The organism is Bradyrhizobium sp. BLXBL-01, from assembly GCF_051853025.1.
Lineage (GTDB): Bacteria > Pseudomonadota > Alphaproteobacteria > Rhizobiales > Xanthobacteraceae > Bradyrhizobium.
In genome coordinates this window covers 6,518,035-6,532,822 of the sequence record NZ_CP182471.1, presented here as the reverse complement: position 1 = coordinate 6,532,822, position 14,788 = coordinate 6,518,035, and the positions used below count along the sequence as shown (strand labels likewise).

The 14,788-nt window shown below is 64.3% G+C and carries 13 protein-coding genes; 8 read left to right on the top strand and 5 right to left on the bottom strand.

Annotation, left to right across the window (positions count from 1 at the left end; all coding sequences use genetic code 11):
- Positions 1-156 precede the first annotated feature (156 nt).
- Positions 157-1,581: a DHA2 family efflux MFS transporter permease subunit gene (locus ACNJYA_RS30355; protein WP_439401189.1), complete on the top strand. Its 1,425-nt coding sequence runs from the start codon at positions 157-159 to the stop codon at positions 1,579-1,581.
- Positions 1,582-1,659: 78 nt separating this feature from the next.
- On the opposite strand, the gene ACNJYA_RS30350 is transcribed toward ACNJYA_RS30355, so the two are convergent.
- A complete protein-coding gene (locus ACNJYA_RS30350; RefSeq protein ID WP_439401188.1) occupies positions 1,660-2,538 on the bottom strand; it encodes an IclR family transcriptional regulator in 879 nt (292 codons plus the stop codon).
- Positions 2,539-2,679: 141 nt separating this feature from the next.
- On the opposite strand from ACNJYA_RS30350, the gene ACNJYA_RS30345 reads away from it, so the two are divergent.
- The 6 genes from ACNJYA_RS30345 (at position 2,680) to ACNJYA_RS30320 (ending at position 8,563) form a co-directional block, all read left to right on the top strand.
- Positions 2,680-3,297: a flavin reductase family protein gene (locus tag ACNJYA_RS30345; protein WP_172789273.1), complete on the top strand. Its 618-nt coding sequence runs from the start codon at positions 2,680-2,682 to the stop codon at positions 3,295-3,297.
- Between the two features lie 107 nt (positions 3,298-3,404).
- Positions 3,405-4,355 carry a PDR/VanB family oxidoreductase gene (locus tag ACNJYA_RS30340; RefSeq protein ID WP_439401187.1) on the top strand — a complete coding sequence of 317 codons (951 nt, stop codon included), beginning with the start codon at positions 3,405-3,407 and terminating at the stop codon, positions 4,353-4,355.
- 19 nt (positions 4,356-4,374) lie between these two features.
- Positions 4,375-5,715 (top strand): Rieske 2Fe-2S domain-containing protein, encoded by a 1,341-nt coding sequence (locus ACNJYA_RS30335; protein ID WP_439401186.1) that lies wholly within the window; start codon positions 4,375-4,377, stop codon positions 5,713-5,715.
- Positions 5,712-6,188, top strand: coding sequence for an aromatic-ring-hydroxylating dioxygenase subunit beta (locus ACNJYA_RS30330; RefSeq protein WP_439401185.1), 477 nt, complete (start codon positions 5,712-5,714; stop codon positions 6,186-6,188). The genes ACNJYA_RS30335 and ACNJYA_RS30330 overlap by 4 nt, the downstream gene beginning before the upstream one ends.
- Positions 6,189-6,195: 7 nt before the next feature.
- Positions 6,196-7,812, top strand: a complete 1,617-nt coding sequence (locus ACNJYA_RS30325) for an ATP-dependent acyl-CoA ligase (RefSeq protein WP_439401184.1) — start codon at positions 6,196-6,198, stop codon at positions 7,810-7,812.
- A 22-nt stretch (positions 7,813-7,834) separates the two neighbouring features.
- Positions 7,835-8,563: an SDR family NAD(P)-dependent oxidoreductase gene (locus ACNJYA_RS30320; RefSeq protein ID WP_439401183.1), complete on the top strand. Its 729-nt coding sequence runs from the start codon at positions 7,835-7,837 to the stop codon at positions 8,561-8,563.
- A 62-nt stretch (positions 8,564-8,625) separates the two neighbouring features.
- On the opposite strand, the gene ACNJYA_RS30315 is transcribed toward ACNJYA_RS30320, so the two are convergent.
- The 4 genes from ACNJYA_RS30315 to ACNJYA_RS30300 form a co-directional block, all read right to left on the bottom strand.
- Positions 8,626-9,108, bottom strand: a complete 483-nt coding sequence (locus ACNJYA_RS30315; protein ID WP_439401182.1) for a MarR family winged helix-turn-helix transcriptional regulator — start codon at positions 9,106-9,108, stop codon at positions 8,626-8,628.
- Positions 9,108-9,599: a MarR family winged helix-turn-helix transcriptional regulator gene (locus ACNJYA_RS30310; RefSeq protein WP_172789280.1), complete on the bottom strand. Its 492-nt coding sequence runs from the start codon at positions 9,597-9,599 to the stop codon at positions 9,108-9,110. Before ACNJYA_RS30310 ends, ACNJYA_RS30315 begins: the two co-directional genes overlap by 1 nt.
- 155 nt (positions 9,600-9,754) lie before the next feature.
- Complete coding sequence (locus ACNJYA_RS30305) at positions 9,755-11,320, bottom strand: indolepyruvate oxidoreductase subunit beta family protein (RefSeq protein WP_439401181.1); 1,566 nt, start codon at positions 11,318-11,320, stop codon at positions 9,755-9,757.
- 10 nt (positions 11,321-11,330) lie between these two features.
- Positions 11,331-13,490 carry a thiamine pyrophosphate-dependent enzyme gene (locus ACNJYA_RS30300; protein WP_439401180.1) on the bottom strand — a complete coding sequence of 720 codons (2,160 nt, stop codon included), beginning with the start codon at positions 13,488-13,490 and terminating at the stop codon, positions 11,331-11,333.
- 148 nt (positions 13,491-13,638) lie between these two features.
- Here ACNJYA_RS30300 and ACNJYA_RS30295 point away from each other — a divergent pair, with 148 nt between their 5' ends.
- On the top strand, positions 13,639-14,745 hold the full coding sequence (locus ACNJYA_RS30295) for a cupin domain-containing protein (RefSeq protein ID WP_439401179.1): 1,107 nt from the start codon (positions 13,639-13,641) through the stop codon (positions 14,743-14,745).
- The last annotated feature ends 43 nt before the right edge of the window (positions 14,746-14,788 follow it).

Here is a 14,788-nt window from a genome sequence, read left to right as displayed (position 1 = left end):
CGCAGCACGAACTTGCGGCTTCTCGATCAATAGGACGTCTGGCTGGGTCCAAAGGATGCGGCCCGCACAAGTTTTTTTCGGCCAGCATCCTTGGGCTCTCCTGCTTCGTCCTCTCCGCGACGGCGCCGTTCCGGCCCCAAGATGGAGATTGATGAGATGCAAGACGCTCCCACCCCCGCGGAGAAGACCTGGGTACTCGCCCTGACCTCGCTTGCCTCGTTCATGATGGCGCTGGATGCGATGGTACTTACGACGGCGTTCGCAGGTATCCGCATCGAGTTCTCGAGCTCGGTCGAGACACTGCAATGGACTGTTAACGCCTATAATCTCGCTTTCGCCGTGCTGCTGCTGTCCGGAGCCGCGCTCGGCGACCGGTTCGGGCGGCGCAGGATGTTTGCTGGCGGCATCGCGCTGTTCACACTCGCCTCGGCCGCTTGCGCGCTGGCGCCGACGATCGGTTGGTTGATCGCGGCGCGTGCCGCGCAGGGTGCTGGAGCGGCGCTGGTGATGCCGCTTGCGATGGCGATTCTGAGTGGAACGTTCGGGCGGGAGGAGCGCGCCAAGGCGCTCGGCATCTTTTCAGGGATTACCGGCTTTGCATTGATCATCGGGCCCGCGATCGGCGGCCTTCTCACAGAGCAGCTTGGCTGGCGCTCCATCTTCTGGATCAACCTGCCGATCGGCGCGTTCGCGGCCACATTGGTGCGGGCGCGTTTGCGCGAGAGCTTTGGACCTGCGGCAACACTCGACGTCACCGGGCTGACACTGGTCGCCGTTGCCGCTTTGGCCTGGGTCTGGAGCCTCATGCGCGGCAACAATGTTGGTTGGACCAGCGCGGAAGTCGTAGGTTCGATGATCGTCGGTCTCGTCTTCGCGATCGCATTCCTGATCTGGGAAGCGCGCGTCGCTGCGCCGATGGTGCCGCTCCGGCTGTTCGTGTCGCGGTCGTTCTCGGCGGCGCTCTCGCTGAGCTTCCTGTTCTATGCTGCGATGTATGGCGTCGTATTCCTGCTGCCGCAGTTCCTGCAAGTGACCCTGCATTTCGGCGCCTTCGGGGGCGGCGTGCGCCTGCTGCCATGGACGGCGACGTTGTTTGTGACCGCTCCGATCGCGGGCGCCGTGGTCGGCAAGTTTGGCGAGCGGCCGCTCGTCGTGACGGGACTGATCATGCAGGCGATCGGGCTTGGTTGGATCGCCTTCATCGCGTCGCCCGATGTCGCCTACGGCGCGCTGATTGCTCCGCTGGTGATCGCCGGCGTTGGGGTGTCCATGGCGATGCCCGCGGCGCAGAACGCCATCCTGAGCTCGGTTTCATTGGCTGAAATGGCGAAGGCTTCGGGCATCTTCAACATGGGCCGATTTCTCGGCGGCATGTTCGGGATTGCGGCGCTGGTTGCCACTTTCTCGGCGAATGGCGCAATGGACAGCGCGGCTCGTTTCGCCGACGGTTTCGAGGCAGCGATGACATTGGCGGCGCTGTTGTCGCTGGTCGGCGCATGGATTGGCCTATTGCTGCCGGCCAGGAAACCGGTATCCACCGCGGCGGCGCCGCAAATGGTATCGAGAGCGCCGGGACGTTGATCCCCAATCAGCTGATCGATGCAAGTCCGTGTGCCGAGATGCGGCCGCGCTGTTGCGTCGTGCCCGGTCGTGGAGCCGTCACGCCTCGGGCTGCCAGCCGGCGGTCGCGGAGATGGCGCGCGCATGGAGGATCAGCGCGGTTGCGGTCGGGCCTTTCAGGTCGTCGTCGAGAATGCCGATCGGCCCCATCATGGTGATGGCGGCGATCATGAACCCGGCCTGATCGAAGATCGGTGCGGATAGGGAGGTGAAGTTCGGCAGCAGCGCATCACGACAGCGGCTGATGCCGTCGCGCCGGATTGCGGCCATCATCTCTTCCACCTCGATCTTGGTGGTTGGCGCATCATCCATCCGCGGCTTGCGCGAGCGCTCCTCCTTGAGCTCTTGATCGAGCATCTCACCCGTCAGCGAGCGCGGCAGATGTGCGAGAAAGTTGCGTCCCAACGCGGACCGCAGCAGGCAGAGGACGCTTCCGACCCGCAGCTCGATGATGGGGCGGCTGGCCCCGCCCTCGACGCGATAGATGATGGTGGGACCGCGATTACCCCAAATGCCGAGAAACACCGTGTGGCCGATGGTCGTCGCGAGTTCGGTCATGGCCGGCCGTGCGACGGCAAAGACGTCGAACTGCTCGATTGCCGCCATGCCGAGCTTCAACGCATAGGGCCCGAGGGCGTAGCAGCCGGTGTCGATCTCCTGGCGGACGATGCCCACCGCCTGGAAGCTCACGAGATAATAGTGGACGTTCGCGGCCGACATTCCGGTGTTGGCCGCGATCATCTTCAGCGGCACCGGCCGCAGTTCGGTCCGGAGGTAATCGAGAATTCTGAAGCCGATCTCGATCGACTGGATGCCGCGCCGGCCGCGGTGTTCTGGCGTGGTGGTCTTGCTGGATTTGGCCCCGCGTGCGGAGGCTTTCGCCGGATCCGGCGGACGGGGGCGGCGCGATTTCTTCACTGAATGTCCTTGAAATCAAATCGTTAAGTCGGGGGCGCTCCGATGCAATACGGCACATTTGATAAGATCATATGCATATGATCAAATAAAAACTAGACGGATCGCAAATACAAGCCGCTCGCGTGCGCAACTGAGGGTTCGATGCTCTTCGATATGGGACAGCTTCCGGCGGATATCCGCTACAAGATCCTGACCGCGACGGTGACGCCGCGACCGATCGCGTGGGTCACCACGCGATCCCGGAACGGGGCCGCCAATGCCGCGCCGTTCAGCTTCTTCACCGTGCTCGGCCACGAGCCGCCGACGGTCGTGCTCGGTCTGCTGCGCCATCCGAAACGAGGCTTGAAGGACACGGCGCAGAATATCGTCGAGACGGGCGAGTTCGTCGTTCACCTGGTGCCGCATCGGATGGCTGAAGCGATGAACGCGACCGCCGTCGATGCTCCGGCCGAGATCGACGAGATCGAGCTTGCGGGGCTGGAGACGCTTCCTTCCCAAATGGTCTCGCCTCCGCTCCTCAAGGGCTGCCCCGTCGCGTTCGAATGCCGCTCCCTCGTTGTTCAGGAAACCGGGCCGCGGCAAATCGCGGTGATCGGCGAGATCGTCTGTGCGCACGTCGCCGAGCAGTTCGTGATCGATGAACAGCGAGGGCATATCGACACGATCGGCCTCGACCTCATCGCCCGCATGCACGGCTCCGGCTGGTATGCGAGGCCTCGCGACCTCTTCCAGCTGGCGCGTCCGGCGCCGATCGAATAGCGGCCGCCGGCGTTCAGAGCTGCAAACGTCCGGTCCGAGAGCCGATTGACATCGAATTGTTATATGTCTAAAAATATGCAAATTCATACATTATGCAGACCCCGCGAATGGACACGCGTCAGCTGAGGCTCAGGGTGCAGTCGGTCTCGGCGGAAACGCCGACGATACGAAGCCTCGTGTTCGACGTGGAGGGCGGCGCGGCACCGCGATGGCGGGCAGGGGCGCATATTCGTGTTTCGCTGCCGAGCGGGGGAGACCGGCCTTACTCCCTGATGGCCCTGCCGGGCCTGCCGGAAGGCCAGCTTGCGCTCGGGGCTCTGCGCGAGCGGATGTCGAGCGGCGGCTCGGCCTTCATGCATGCGCTCAAGGTCGGCGACGTCGTGACCGCCTCGGTGCCGGTCAACAATTTCCCGCTGCACGAGGACGCATCGCCCGCGCTTCTGTTCGCCGGCGGCATCGGCATCACGCCGATCCTGTCGATGGCGGCCGAGCTCGAAGGGCGGGGAGCGATCTACCGTCTCCATTATGCCGGGCGGGCACCGGGCGCGTTGGCGTTCCTGCCGCAGCTCGAGGCCGTCTGCGCGCGCGCTCTCTCGATCCATTACGACAGCGACGCCTCGTGTCTCGACATCGCCGCGGCGCTACACGCCTCGCCTGCGAGCTCCCACGTCTATGTCTGCGGTCCCGCAGGCATGATTGATGCGGTGAAGGCCGCCGCTCACGCCCGCGGCATCGCCGCCGATCGCATCCACTACGAGCTCTTCAAGGCCGAGACCTCGAACGCGCCGAACCGTGCCTTCGAAGTCGAGCTCAAGTCGACGGGAGAGGTCATCGCCGTCGCGGCCGACCAGAGCATCATCGAGGCGCTGGAAGCTGCCGGCCACGAGGTTCTCTCCGACTGCCGGCGCGGCGATTGCGGCATCTGCCAGTGCGGCGTGATCTCCGGTGTCCCGGATCATCGCGACGTCATTCTCAGCGACGACGAGAAGGCGTCGAACACGGTGATGCAGATCTGCGTCTCGCGCGCGAAATCGGATCGACTGGTGCTGGATCTCTAGGACAAGGACTTAGGACACCATGGGCAAGCACGCAAGTGACAGGCGCTCGATCGCGGCGCTGGTACGCGAGGCCGAGGTGCACCGCGACGTCTACGTCGACCCCGAGATCTTCGATCTCGAGATGGAGCATCTGTTTCCCAACAGCTGGATCTATGTCGGCCATGCCAGCCAGCTGGGCAAGCCCGGCGACTTCATCACTGCCACGATCGGCCGGCAACCGGTGCTGGCGAGCCGCCACACCGACGGCTCGATCCATGTCTTCTACAACCGCTGCCCGCACAAGGGCGTCAAGATCGCCTCGGAGCCCTGCGGCAACACCGGAAAATTCTTTCGCTGCCCCTACCACGCATGGTCGTTCAAGACCGACGGATCGCTGCTCGCGATTCCCCTGAAGAAAGGCTATGAGGCGACCGGTTTCGGCGATACCCAGGCCAATGAAGGCTTGTCGCGCGTGAGGAACGTTGCGATCTATCGCGACTTCATCTTCGCGCGGCTGAGTGAGCGCGGCCTGTCCTTCGAGGACTATTTCGGCGAAAGCCTCTCGACGATCGACAACATGGTCGACCGCTCGCCGGAGGGCAAGCTCGCGGTGATGGCGGCGCCGATCCGCTACATGCACACCTGCAATTGGAAGATGCTGGTCGAGAACCAGACCGACACCTGCCATCCCATGGTCGCGCACGAGAGCTCGGCCGGCACCGCCGTCAAGGTCTGGAAGCGCGAGCAGGGCGATTCGACCGAGACGCCCATGGCGGTTCAGCTCTACGGGCCGTTCATGAGCCCGTACGAATTCTACGAGCAGAGCGGCATCAGGATCTGGCCCAACGGCCACGGCCACACCGGCGTCGCCAATTCGATCCACTCCAATTATTCCGACGTCGACGGTTATCTCGATCAGATGGTCGCGGCGTATGGCGAGACGCGGGCGCACGAGATCCTCGGCGAGGTCAGGCACAACACCGTCTATTTCCCGAACATCATGGTCAAGGGCGCCGTGCAGATCCTGCGCAACTTCATTCCGATCGCGGTCGACAGGACGCTGGTCGAGAGCTGGGTCTATTGCCTGGTCGGCGCACCCGACAAGCTCTACGAGCGCGCCCTGATGTACAACCGCTTCATCAACGCGCCGACCTCCATCGTCGGGCACGACGACCTGGAAATGTACGAGCGGGCGCAGGAAGGCCTCAAGTCGAACGGCAATCAGTGGATCAATCTGCGCCGCCTCTACGTAGCAGGCGAACAGCCGGACGTCACCGCCGTCATCAACGGCACGTCCGAGCGGCAGATGCGCAACCAGTTCCATGCCTGGGCCAAATTCATGACGATGGGCATGGACGAGCACACCGAGGCGGCGCAATGATCGACGACAAGGCCATCATCGATTTCATCTATCGGGAGGCCGAGCTTCTCGACACGATGCAGTGGCAGAGCTGGCTCGATCTGTTTCACCCGGAAGGGCGCTATTGGATGCCGCTCGAATGGCAGCAGCAGGACCCGGTGCTGCAGCCGTCGCTGATGTACGAGGATTTGTTGCTGCTCAAGGTCCGGGTCGAACGCCTCGCCGGCGAGCGCACCTTCAGCCAGAAGCCGAAGAGCCGATGCCACCATCTGCTCCAGGCTCCCAGGATCGTCGCCTGCGACGTCGCGGCGGGCGTGTTCAAGGCACGAACGTCCTACATCTACACCGAGACCCGTGGCGACCTGCTGGAGCGTTATTCGGGATGGGCAACGCACGATCTGGTCCAGGTCGGCGACGGCCTGAAGATCAAGCTCAAGCGCCTCGATCTCGTCAATTTCGACGCGCCGTTCGGCAACATTCAGCTCTTCATGTGAGTGCGCCTTGACCGCTGCAACGACAGTCCATGCCCGCTTTCGCCAGACCGCGCTCCGCCGCGGCGAGGCCGGCTTCCTCAACGTGCTGCCGGAGACATCAGGCATCTACGGCATTCCGGCCGGCGAGATCTCCTACCGCGCGATGCTCGATCGGATCGAGGCCCGCCGCCAGGCGTTCGCCGAAAGCGGTTATGGCGAAGGCCACAGGGTGGGGCTCCTGCTCCAGAACCGGCCGGTGTTCATCGAGCTGTGGTTCGCGCTGAACGCGCTCGGCGTCTCCGTGGTGCCGATCAACCCCGATCTGCGCATGAGCGAGCTCGAATACATCATCGCGCATTCCGAGATGAACGCCGCCTTCGTGCTGGCCGAACGCCGTACTGAGGTGGAGACGGCGGCGCGCCAGGCGGGCCGGCCGATTCCTATCGTGACCGATGACGCAGACGTGCCCGCGCCCTATGACGGTACGCGGCCGCTGCGGCCGGCGGACGGCGCAACGGAGTGCGCGCTGCTCTACACGTCGGGCACGACGGGACAGCCGAAGGGCTGCGTTCTCACCAACGAATACTTCCTGCACAGCGGAAACTGGTATCGCGACGCCGGCGGGCTGATTGGCCTCAAGCCGGATGTCGAGCGCATGATCACGCCGCTGCCGCTGTTCCACATGAACGCGATGGCGGTCTCGCTGATGGCGATGGTTTCGGTCGGCGGCTGCCTGACCATGCTCGATCGTTTTCACCCGCGCAGCTGGTGGAGCTCGGTGCGGCAGAGCCGGGCCACGTGCCTGCATTATCTCGGCGTCATGCCGTCGATGCTGATGAGCGCCGCGCCGTGCGCGGAGGATCGGCAGCACGCGGTTCGCTTCGGCTTCGGCGCGGGCGTCGACAAGCTGCTTCACGCGCCGTTCGAGGCGCGCTTCGGTTTCCCTCTGCTCGAGGCCTGGGCGATGACCGAGACCGGCAGCGGCGGCGTGATCGCCGCCAATGTCGAGCCGCGCAAGGTCGGCACCAGCTGCTTCGGCCGCCCGGCTCCGGAGATCCACATTCGCATCGTCGATGACGGCGGGGATGACGTGCCGGCCGGGACGCCGGGGGAGCTGCTGGTGCGGCGGGCCGGCGCGGATCCGCGCTACGGCTTCTTCCGGGAGTACCTCAAGAACCCCGAGGCGACCGCGGAGGCCTGGGCCGGAGGCTGGCTGCATACCGGCGATATCGTGTCGCGCGATGCGGACGGCGATTTGCATTTCGTCGATCGCAAGAAGAACGTCATCCGCCGCTCCGGCGAGAATATCGCCGCGGTCGAGGTCGAATCCGTGCTCAATCGGCATCCGCAGGTTCGGCAGGCCGCCGTCGCCGCGACGCCGGACCCCGTGCGCGGCGACGAAGTGGCGGCCGTCATCATCGCCGAGCAGGCCGGCGCCGACCGCGCGCTCGCCGAGCAGATCGTCCGCTGGAGCCTGGAGCAGATGGCTTATTACAAGGCGCCCGGCTGGATCTGCTTCGTCGATGCCCTGCCGCTGACTGCGACCGAGAAGATCCAGCGCGGCGGCTTGAAGGATTTCGTCGCCAGGCTGATGCAGGACGGCGCCTTCTTCGATCTGCGCGATTTGAAGCGGCGGCAGGTCTGACGAAACGCAGGGATAACCGAGCATGAGCCAGGTCCGCACCACCCTCATCACCGGCGGCAATTCCGGAATCGGCGAGGCGCTGGCGAAGAGCCTCGTCGACAAGGGCCAGCGCGTGGTCTCGGTTGGGCTGCACAGGCCGGACTGGACACACGATCTGCTCACGGCCTATTGCGCGGACCTGACCAGCCTCGAGCAGACGCGGGAAGTTGCCCGGGAGATCGCCTCCAATCATGCGATCGATCGCCTCGTGCACAATGCCGGAATCATCCTGCCCAACCTGTTGCCCGACGCAAGGCCCGAAGACATCCTGGCGCTGGCGCAGCTGCATCTCGGCGCACCCATGCTCCTGACCCAGGCCGCGCTGGAGGGGATGAAATCGCGCCGTTTCGGCCGCATCGTATTCGTCAGCTCGCGCGCGGCGATGGGCGCCGTGACCCGCTCGGCCTATTCCGCCACCAAGGCCGGCGTGCACGGCATGGCCCGGACATGGGCGCTGGAGCTTGCGTCCAGCGGCATTACCGTGAACGTCGTCGCGCCGGGCCCGATCCTGACCGACAATTTCTGGGGCATCATCCCCAAGGATTCCGAGCGGCAGGAAACAATGGCGCGTAACGTCCCGGTCGGCCGGCTCGGCGCACGCGAGGACGTCGCGCACACCATCGAATTCTTTCTCGACGAACGCTCGGACTTTGTCACCGGGCAGGTGCTCTATGTCTGCGGCGGCACCAGCCTCGTTGGCCTCGGCCTATGACGCCTATAAAATGACTCGCATCAAATGACGCGCATCGAATGATACGCATCGGATGACCCGCGTCAGATCTGGTTCTGCTTGACGTTTTCCATCATCTTGGCCAGCACGCGCGCGCAAGTCTCGATCTCGTCGGGATCGATGCCGGCGGTCAGGCGCTCGTAGTTCTTTGCCATGATCGGCCAGATCTTGCGCAGCAACGCTTCGCCCTCGGCGGTCAATGCCACGACCCGGCGGCGCTGGTCCTCCTCCGCGATCTCGCGCTTGACGAGACCGGCGGACACCATGGATTCGACCATGCGGCTCGCCGTCGATTGCTCGGTCACGGCGAGCACGGCGATCTCGTTGACCGTGAGCGTCTTGTAGATGAACAGCACCGACAGCGTCCGAAAGACGACGTTGTTGATGCCATGCTCGGTGAGATCGCGGTTCTGATCCAGGTTCCAGCGATTGGCCAGCCGATTGAACAGATAGGGAATGTAGGCGTAGAGCTGATCTCTCGACCTTGGCGGGCCGGATCTCCACCTGCTCCTGGATTCTCTTGCCATTAGCTTTTTCGACTTTGCTTCTTGCTGGGGGTTCGTATTTTGGCCGAAAGCGAGCGTAGCACCGACAGCGCCGCGTCGAGTTCCTTGGCCGAGATGTTCTCGAATTTTTGGCCGAGATGCTTTTTGTGCACGTCGGCGGCCTTCCTGAACAAAGCTTCGCCTTTCGGTGTGAGGCGCACGATGAACGACCTGCGGTCCTCACTCGACATTTCCCTGCTGATGAGGTCGTCAGCGAGGAGGCGCTGCACCAGGCCCGAGACGTTGCCGCCTGATACCTTCAGGTTCTGCGACAATTGTCCGAGCGCAAGGCCGTTCCTGTCGCGGTCGAGCTGGGCCAGGACGTCGAATTTCGCCAGCGACAAGCCGAACTCGGCGCCGAGGAGGGAATTCAACGACGCGAAGATGTCTCCGTGCAGCGACAACAGCTGCAGCCAGAGCCGGGTCTCGATCTGTCCGAGGGGAACGATATTCTCTTTGAGTGCTGCCGGCATCGCATGACCAGGAGGGCGGGTTGGTCTGACGGAGATATTCCAAAGCTCTTTTCGGAGGTGATCGGGCCCCGATTAGCGCACCGGTCAGCGCAGTCAAGCCGCCCGGTTCTGACCAGCGTCGGTTGAACCGCAATCCTTCGCCGACGCCGGTCTCATCAGGCGAAGCTCTTGATGGTCTGGATGACGCCGTCGAGCTCCTTGCCGGGGCCGTCCTTGAGCGCCGCTTCGCGCAGGCGCCGGGCCCAATCGGCGGCGTCCTCGCGCTGTGCAACCAGCTTGATCGTGGCCAGCGTCCGGTCGAACTTCGACAGGCCGCGGCTGTGGGTATCGGAATAGCCCTTCACCAGCCGGCGGCATTGCAGGATCTCGACGCCGAGCTGGTAGTTGGTCCTGATAGCCTCGGTGGCGGCCTTGAGCCATTCGTCGCGATGCGCCGTCTCGATCGCATGGCGCCGTGAGCGGCGGCGCATGCCGCGAAGCCCGCCGACGGCATAGAGCACGAGAAACCAGGGCAGCGAATAGGTCCGCACCCGTCGTCCCCTGTTGATGCGGCGATCGAGCCAGCCCATCAGGCGCGGCTTGGTGTCGAGCCAACGTCCAAAGGACACCGGCAGCATTCCCATGATCTCCTCGAGGCGAGGGTGCATGAACTCGGTGGTTTGGAGCACCTGGCCTTGCACCAGCTCCAGCTCGCCCTCGATCCGCGCGCGGCGACTGGTGCGCGTCTTCAGGTCGGCAACGCGGATGACGTCGTCATAGGTCATGGCATTGGCGAGGTATTTTGCGGCCGTTTGGGTGAAGGCAAAGCTTCTGTCGATGCCGCCGGCACCACGATCGGCCGCGTGCAGCGCACCGAGAACGTCGAGATATTCGGCGCCGTAGGCGATGTCCTGGAAATCCACCACCTTTTTCAGGCCGGCCTGCGCCAGCGGCAGCGCCGAGTCCGGCAGCTCCTGTTTCGCTCGTTCGAGCAGCTTGGCCAGCTCTGCATCCAGCGTCGCAGGCGCGCGGCTCTTCTCGCTCTCCTCGGCTCGCGGGAGCTCGACGGCCTCCGGCGCGCCGGCCCGGGTGCGATCGAAAGCGGCTTCGAAAGTCTCGACGCTGGCCTTGGCGCCTTTCCCGCCGGCGCGGATCACCGCCAGATAGCTGTCGCGGTCGAACGGCAGCACGCCGGTGGCCGCGAGCGCGCCGAACATCGCGGCCGAAATCACGCTCCCGTGCGCAATCGCCAGCGCGTTCATGTCGAAGATGATCTCGGTCTTGGCGGCGACGCCGATCGCGCCGGTGACGGCGCCGGGATCGGCAACGCCGTTGCCCGGCGCGATCTTCTCGCCGATGGCAAATGACCGGTGGTTGGACGCGATCAGCGTGGTGCGGTCCGGCGTCACCAGGCCGCGCAGGATCGAGCGCCCCGCCTCCATGAATTCGGCTGCCATCACCACGTCGACATCGCCGGGCGTCGGCATCAGCGAGAGGATCGGCTTGCGCCCATCGAGCGGCGGCATCGTTTCGATGTAGTAGATGGTCGCACCGGTGCGCTGCGCGACGCCGGGCACCGAAGTCGACTGCGCGACCCAGCCATGGTTCTCCGCAAGCTGGACGATCCAGTCGGTCAGCACGCCGCCGCCCTGACCGCCCATGGCCAGGATCGCGATCGAGATCGGGCGTTCGGTCGCTTCGCCGGCCGCGGGAAGCGCCAGCCGAACCGTCTCGTCCCTCATGCCAGGACCCTCATGCCAAGGCCCCGAATGTCGGCCGCCGGCGATCGCGCCGTCGCTGCAGCCAGCCGATCACCGCCATGGCAATCCTCGACTTGAGCGTGTCCCAGCGCGTCGGATTGTGAATGACGTCGGCGCGATAGAACGAGGGGCACAGCACGGCGGCCTCGGCGACCTCGCCGCAATTGCCGCAGCCGACGCAGGAATTGTCGATCGCGGCGACCGGATCGTCGCGCAGGGGATCGTCGAGCTGCTTCACCGAGAGCGACGGGCAGCCGGACAGGCGAATGCAGGCGTGGTCGCCGGTGCAGACGTCCTCGTCGACGCCGAAGCGTTCCTTGACGATCCGCTCCCCGTCCTTGATCGCCTTGCTCACTTGCGGCTTCACGCGGCGCTGCTTGTTCAGCATGCATTCGGAAGAGGCGACGATGACCTTGGGACCTTCCTCCTTCGTCGTCAGCGCTTCTTTCAGCGTGTCGCGCATCCTGGCGACGTCATAGGTGCGGTCGATCTGCCGGACCCATTGACCGCCGATGCCCTTCACGGCCTGCACGATCGAATTGTTGGTCTTGCGGCGTTTGTTGAGAGCGCGCGAGGACAGGATGTCCTGTCCGCCGGTCGCCGAGGTGTAGAAATTGTCCACGATGACGAACACGCCGTCATGCTTGTTGAAAACGGCGTTGCCGATGCCGCTGGTCAGCCCGTTGTGCCAGAAGCCGCCGTCACCCATCACCGCGATCGAGCGTTTGTCGGCCTTGACGTTGAAGGCCGAGGTCGAGGCTGGACCGAGGCCGAAGCCCATCGTGGTTGCGCCGATGTTGAAGGGCGGCAGGATGGAGAACAGATGGCAACCGATGTCGGCCGAGACATGGTGCTGGCCAAGCTCCTCCTCGACGAGCTTCATGGCCGCGAAGATCGGCCGCTCCGGACAGCCGGTGCAGAGCCCGGGCGGACGCGCCGGCACGACCTGCTTGAGCTTCTCGACCGCAGGATGGCTCAGCACGGGCGCGGCGTCCGGCGCCGGCGGCCGGTTGCCGAGCAGCCGCGGCTCCGTCTTCTCCAGGAACTCCCTGACGCCGCCGAGCAGGACCTGCGCGGTGTAGTCGCCGCCCATCGGCAGCACGTCCTTGCCGTGGACGCGCGCCTGGATGTCCTTGCGCCGCAGCACCGTGTTGATCGCCTGCTCCAGATATTCCGGCTGGCCCTCCTCGACGATCAGGACCGCGTCCTTGTCGATGCAGAAGTCCGCCACCTCGGCCTCGATCACCGGATAGGTGACGTTCATGACGTAGAGCGGGACTTGCGTGTTGCCATAGGCGTCCGACAGACCGAGGTATTGCAGCGCGCGGATGACGTTGTTGTACATTCCGCCCTGCATGACGATGCCGACCTTGCCCCGTGCCGGTCCCATCCGTTCGTTCAGCTTGTTGTCCCGGATGAAGCCGATCGCGGCCGGCATGCGTGTCTTGATCTTCTCCTGCTCGTGCTCGTAGGCCGCCGGCGGCAACACGATGCGATTGACGTCGCGCTTGGGATTGTTGAGCGCGTCCTTGATGGTGTGCGCCGGCCTGGCGTTGTCCTTGCAGGCAAAGCTGCCATGCATGTGGCAGGCGCGGACGCGGACCTCGAGCATCACGGGTGTGTTCGAGGCTTCCGACAGCTCGAAACCCTTTTCGATCAGGTTGACGATGCATTCATGGTCGGGACGCGGGTCGAGCAGCCACATCTGCGATTTCATGGCGAAGGCGTGGGTCCGCTCCTGCATGATGGAGGAGCCTTCGCCATAATCCTCGCCGACGATGATCATGGTGCCGCCAGTGACGCCGCCCGAGGCGAGATTGGCGAGTGCATCGGACGCGACATTGGTGCCGACCGTCGACTTCCAGGCCACGGCGCCGCGCAGCGGATACATCACGGAGGCCGAGAGCATGGCGGCGGCCGCCGCCTCGTTCGCCGAGCTCTGGAACACGACACCGAGATCGTCGAGCACGTCCTTGGCGTCGGCCAGCACGTCCATCAGGTGCGAGATCGGCGAGCCCTGATAGCCGCCGACATAGGCGACGCCTGATTGCAGCAGCGCCTTGGTGATCGCGAGGATGCCTTCGCCGCGAAAGGTGTCGCCGGCGCCGAGCCGAAGATCCTCGACCTCGCGCGCGAAAGACCGTTCAGCCATTGCGTCCTCCAGAAATATGCATTACCATACTTTTACATATAAAGTAAGTCAACGCCCGGGCATGCCGCCGTCGTGATAAGGAAGCGGTCGTGACCGACGAACAGGGCATCGATCGCACGATACCACGACACAGCACCTGGAGGATGAGATGCGGGAAAACGTGATCGGCCGCGCCAACGTCGAGGACACTCCGGAACTGAAGGCCTATTACAAGGACCTCGAGAGATACGAAGCTGGCGCCTTATGGACCGTCGCCAACAAGATCGAGCCGTGGCAGCCGCAATCGGCGTCCGTTCCCGTGCTCTGGCGCTACGAGGATCTGCGCGAGCATGTGCTGCGGTCGGTCGAGCTGGTGTCGCCGGAGAAGGCCGGGCGCCGCGTCATCTATCTCAACAATCCCGGTCGTCGCGAGGTGTCGGCTGCCGTCGGCTGGCTCTACTCGGGCCTGCAGGTCATGCATCCCGGCGAGGTCGCCACGGCGCATGCGCACTCGGCCTCGGCGCTGCGCTTCATCATGGAAGGTTCGGGAGCCTACACCATCGTCGACGGTCACAAGATGACCCTGGGGGCCCGCGACTTCGTGCTCACGCCGAACGGCACCTGGCATGAGCACGGCGTCGACGCCGGCGGCTCGGTGTGCATCTGGCAGGACGGGCTCGACATTCCTCTCGTCAATGCGCTCGAGGCCAATTTCTTCGTGGTGCATCCGAAGGTCCAGCAGGAGGAATCCGGCTATCCGATCGACGACATGACCAGGACCTGGGGCAATCCGGGCCTTCGCCCGGTGAACGCGCCCTGGTCGAAGGGCTATTCGCCGATGTTCAAATATGAGTGGGAGCCGACCTACGAGGCCTTGAACAAATATGCCGCGGCAACCGACGGATCGCCTTACGACGGCATTCTCATGAACTACGTCAATCCGGTCACCGGCGGCCACGTGATGCAGACGATCGGCGCCAGCATGCAGTTGCTGCGGCCGGGCGAGACGACGAAATCGCATCGGCATACCGGAAGCTTCATCTACCAGGTCGCGAAGGGGCAGGGCTATTCCGTCATCGGCGGCAAACGCTTCGAATGGCGGGAGCGCGATATCTTCTGCGTTCCGTCCTGGGCCTGGCACGAACATGGCAATATCTCGAAGAGCGAGGACGCCTGCCTGTTCTGCTTCAACGACCTGCCGGTCATCGAAGGGCTCGGTTTCTATCGCGAGGAGGCCTATGGCGACAATGCGGGCCATCAGCCGGTGGACGCCTGACCGCCTCATTCGCCCAGGATTTCAACAGACGGATCAAGCTTCC

What these genes read in the sequence shown, in the direction of transcription:
- ACNJYA_RS30355 (WP_439401189.1), top strand. Translation starts at nt 157, where the DNA reads ATGCAAGACGCTCCCACCCCCGCGGAGAAGACCTGGGTACTCGCCCTG.
- ACNJYA_RS30345 (WP_172789273.1), top strand. Translation starts at nt 2,680, where the DNA reads ATGCTCTTCGATATGGGACAGCTTCCGGCGGATATCCGCTACAAGATC.
- ACNJYA_RS30340 (WP_439401187.1), top strand. Translation starts at nt 3,405, where the DNA reads ATGGACACGCGTCAGCTGAGGCTCAGGGTGCAGTCGGTCTCGGCGGAA.
- ACNJYA_RS30335 (WP_439401186.1), top strand. Translation starts at nt 4,375, where the DNA reads ATGGGCAAGCACGCAAGTGACAGGCGCTCGATCGCGGCGCTGGTACGC.
- ACNJYA_RS30330 (WP_439401185.1), top strand. Translation starts at nt 5,712, where the DNA reads ATGATCGACGACAAGGCCATCATCGATTTCATCTATCGGGAGGCCGAG.
- ACNJYA_RS30320 (WP_439401183.1), top strand. Translation starts at nt 7,835, where the DNA reads ATGAGCCAGGTCCGCACCACCCTCATCACCGGCGGCAATTCCGGAATC.
- ACNJYA_RS30315 (WP_439401182.1), bottom strand. Translation starts at nt 9,108, where the DNA reads ATGGCAAGAGAATCCAGGAGCAGGTGGAGATCCGGCCCGCCAAGGTCG.
- ACNJYA_RS30310 (WP_172789280.1), bottom strand. Translation starts at nt 9,599, where the DNA reads ATGCCGGCAGCACTCAAAGAGAATATCGTTCCCCTCGGACAGATCGAG.
- ACNJYA_RS30305 (WP_439401181.1), bottom strand. Translation starts at nt 11,320, where the DNA reads ATGAGGGACGAGACGGTTCGGCTGGCGCTTCCCGCGGCCGGCGAAGCG.
- ACNJYA_RS30300 (WP_439401180.1), bottom strand. Translation starts at nt 13,490, where the DNA reads ATGGCTGAACGGTCTTTCGCGCGCGAGGTCGAGGATCTTCGGCTCGGC.
- ACNJYA_RS30295 (WP_439401179.1), top strand. Translation starts at nt 13,639, where the DNA reads ATGCGGGAAAACGTGATCGGCCGCGCCAACGTCGAGGACACTCCGGAA.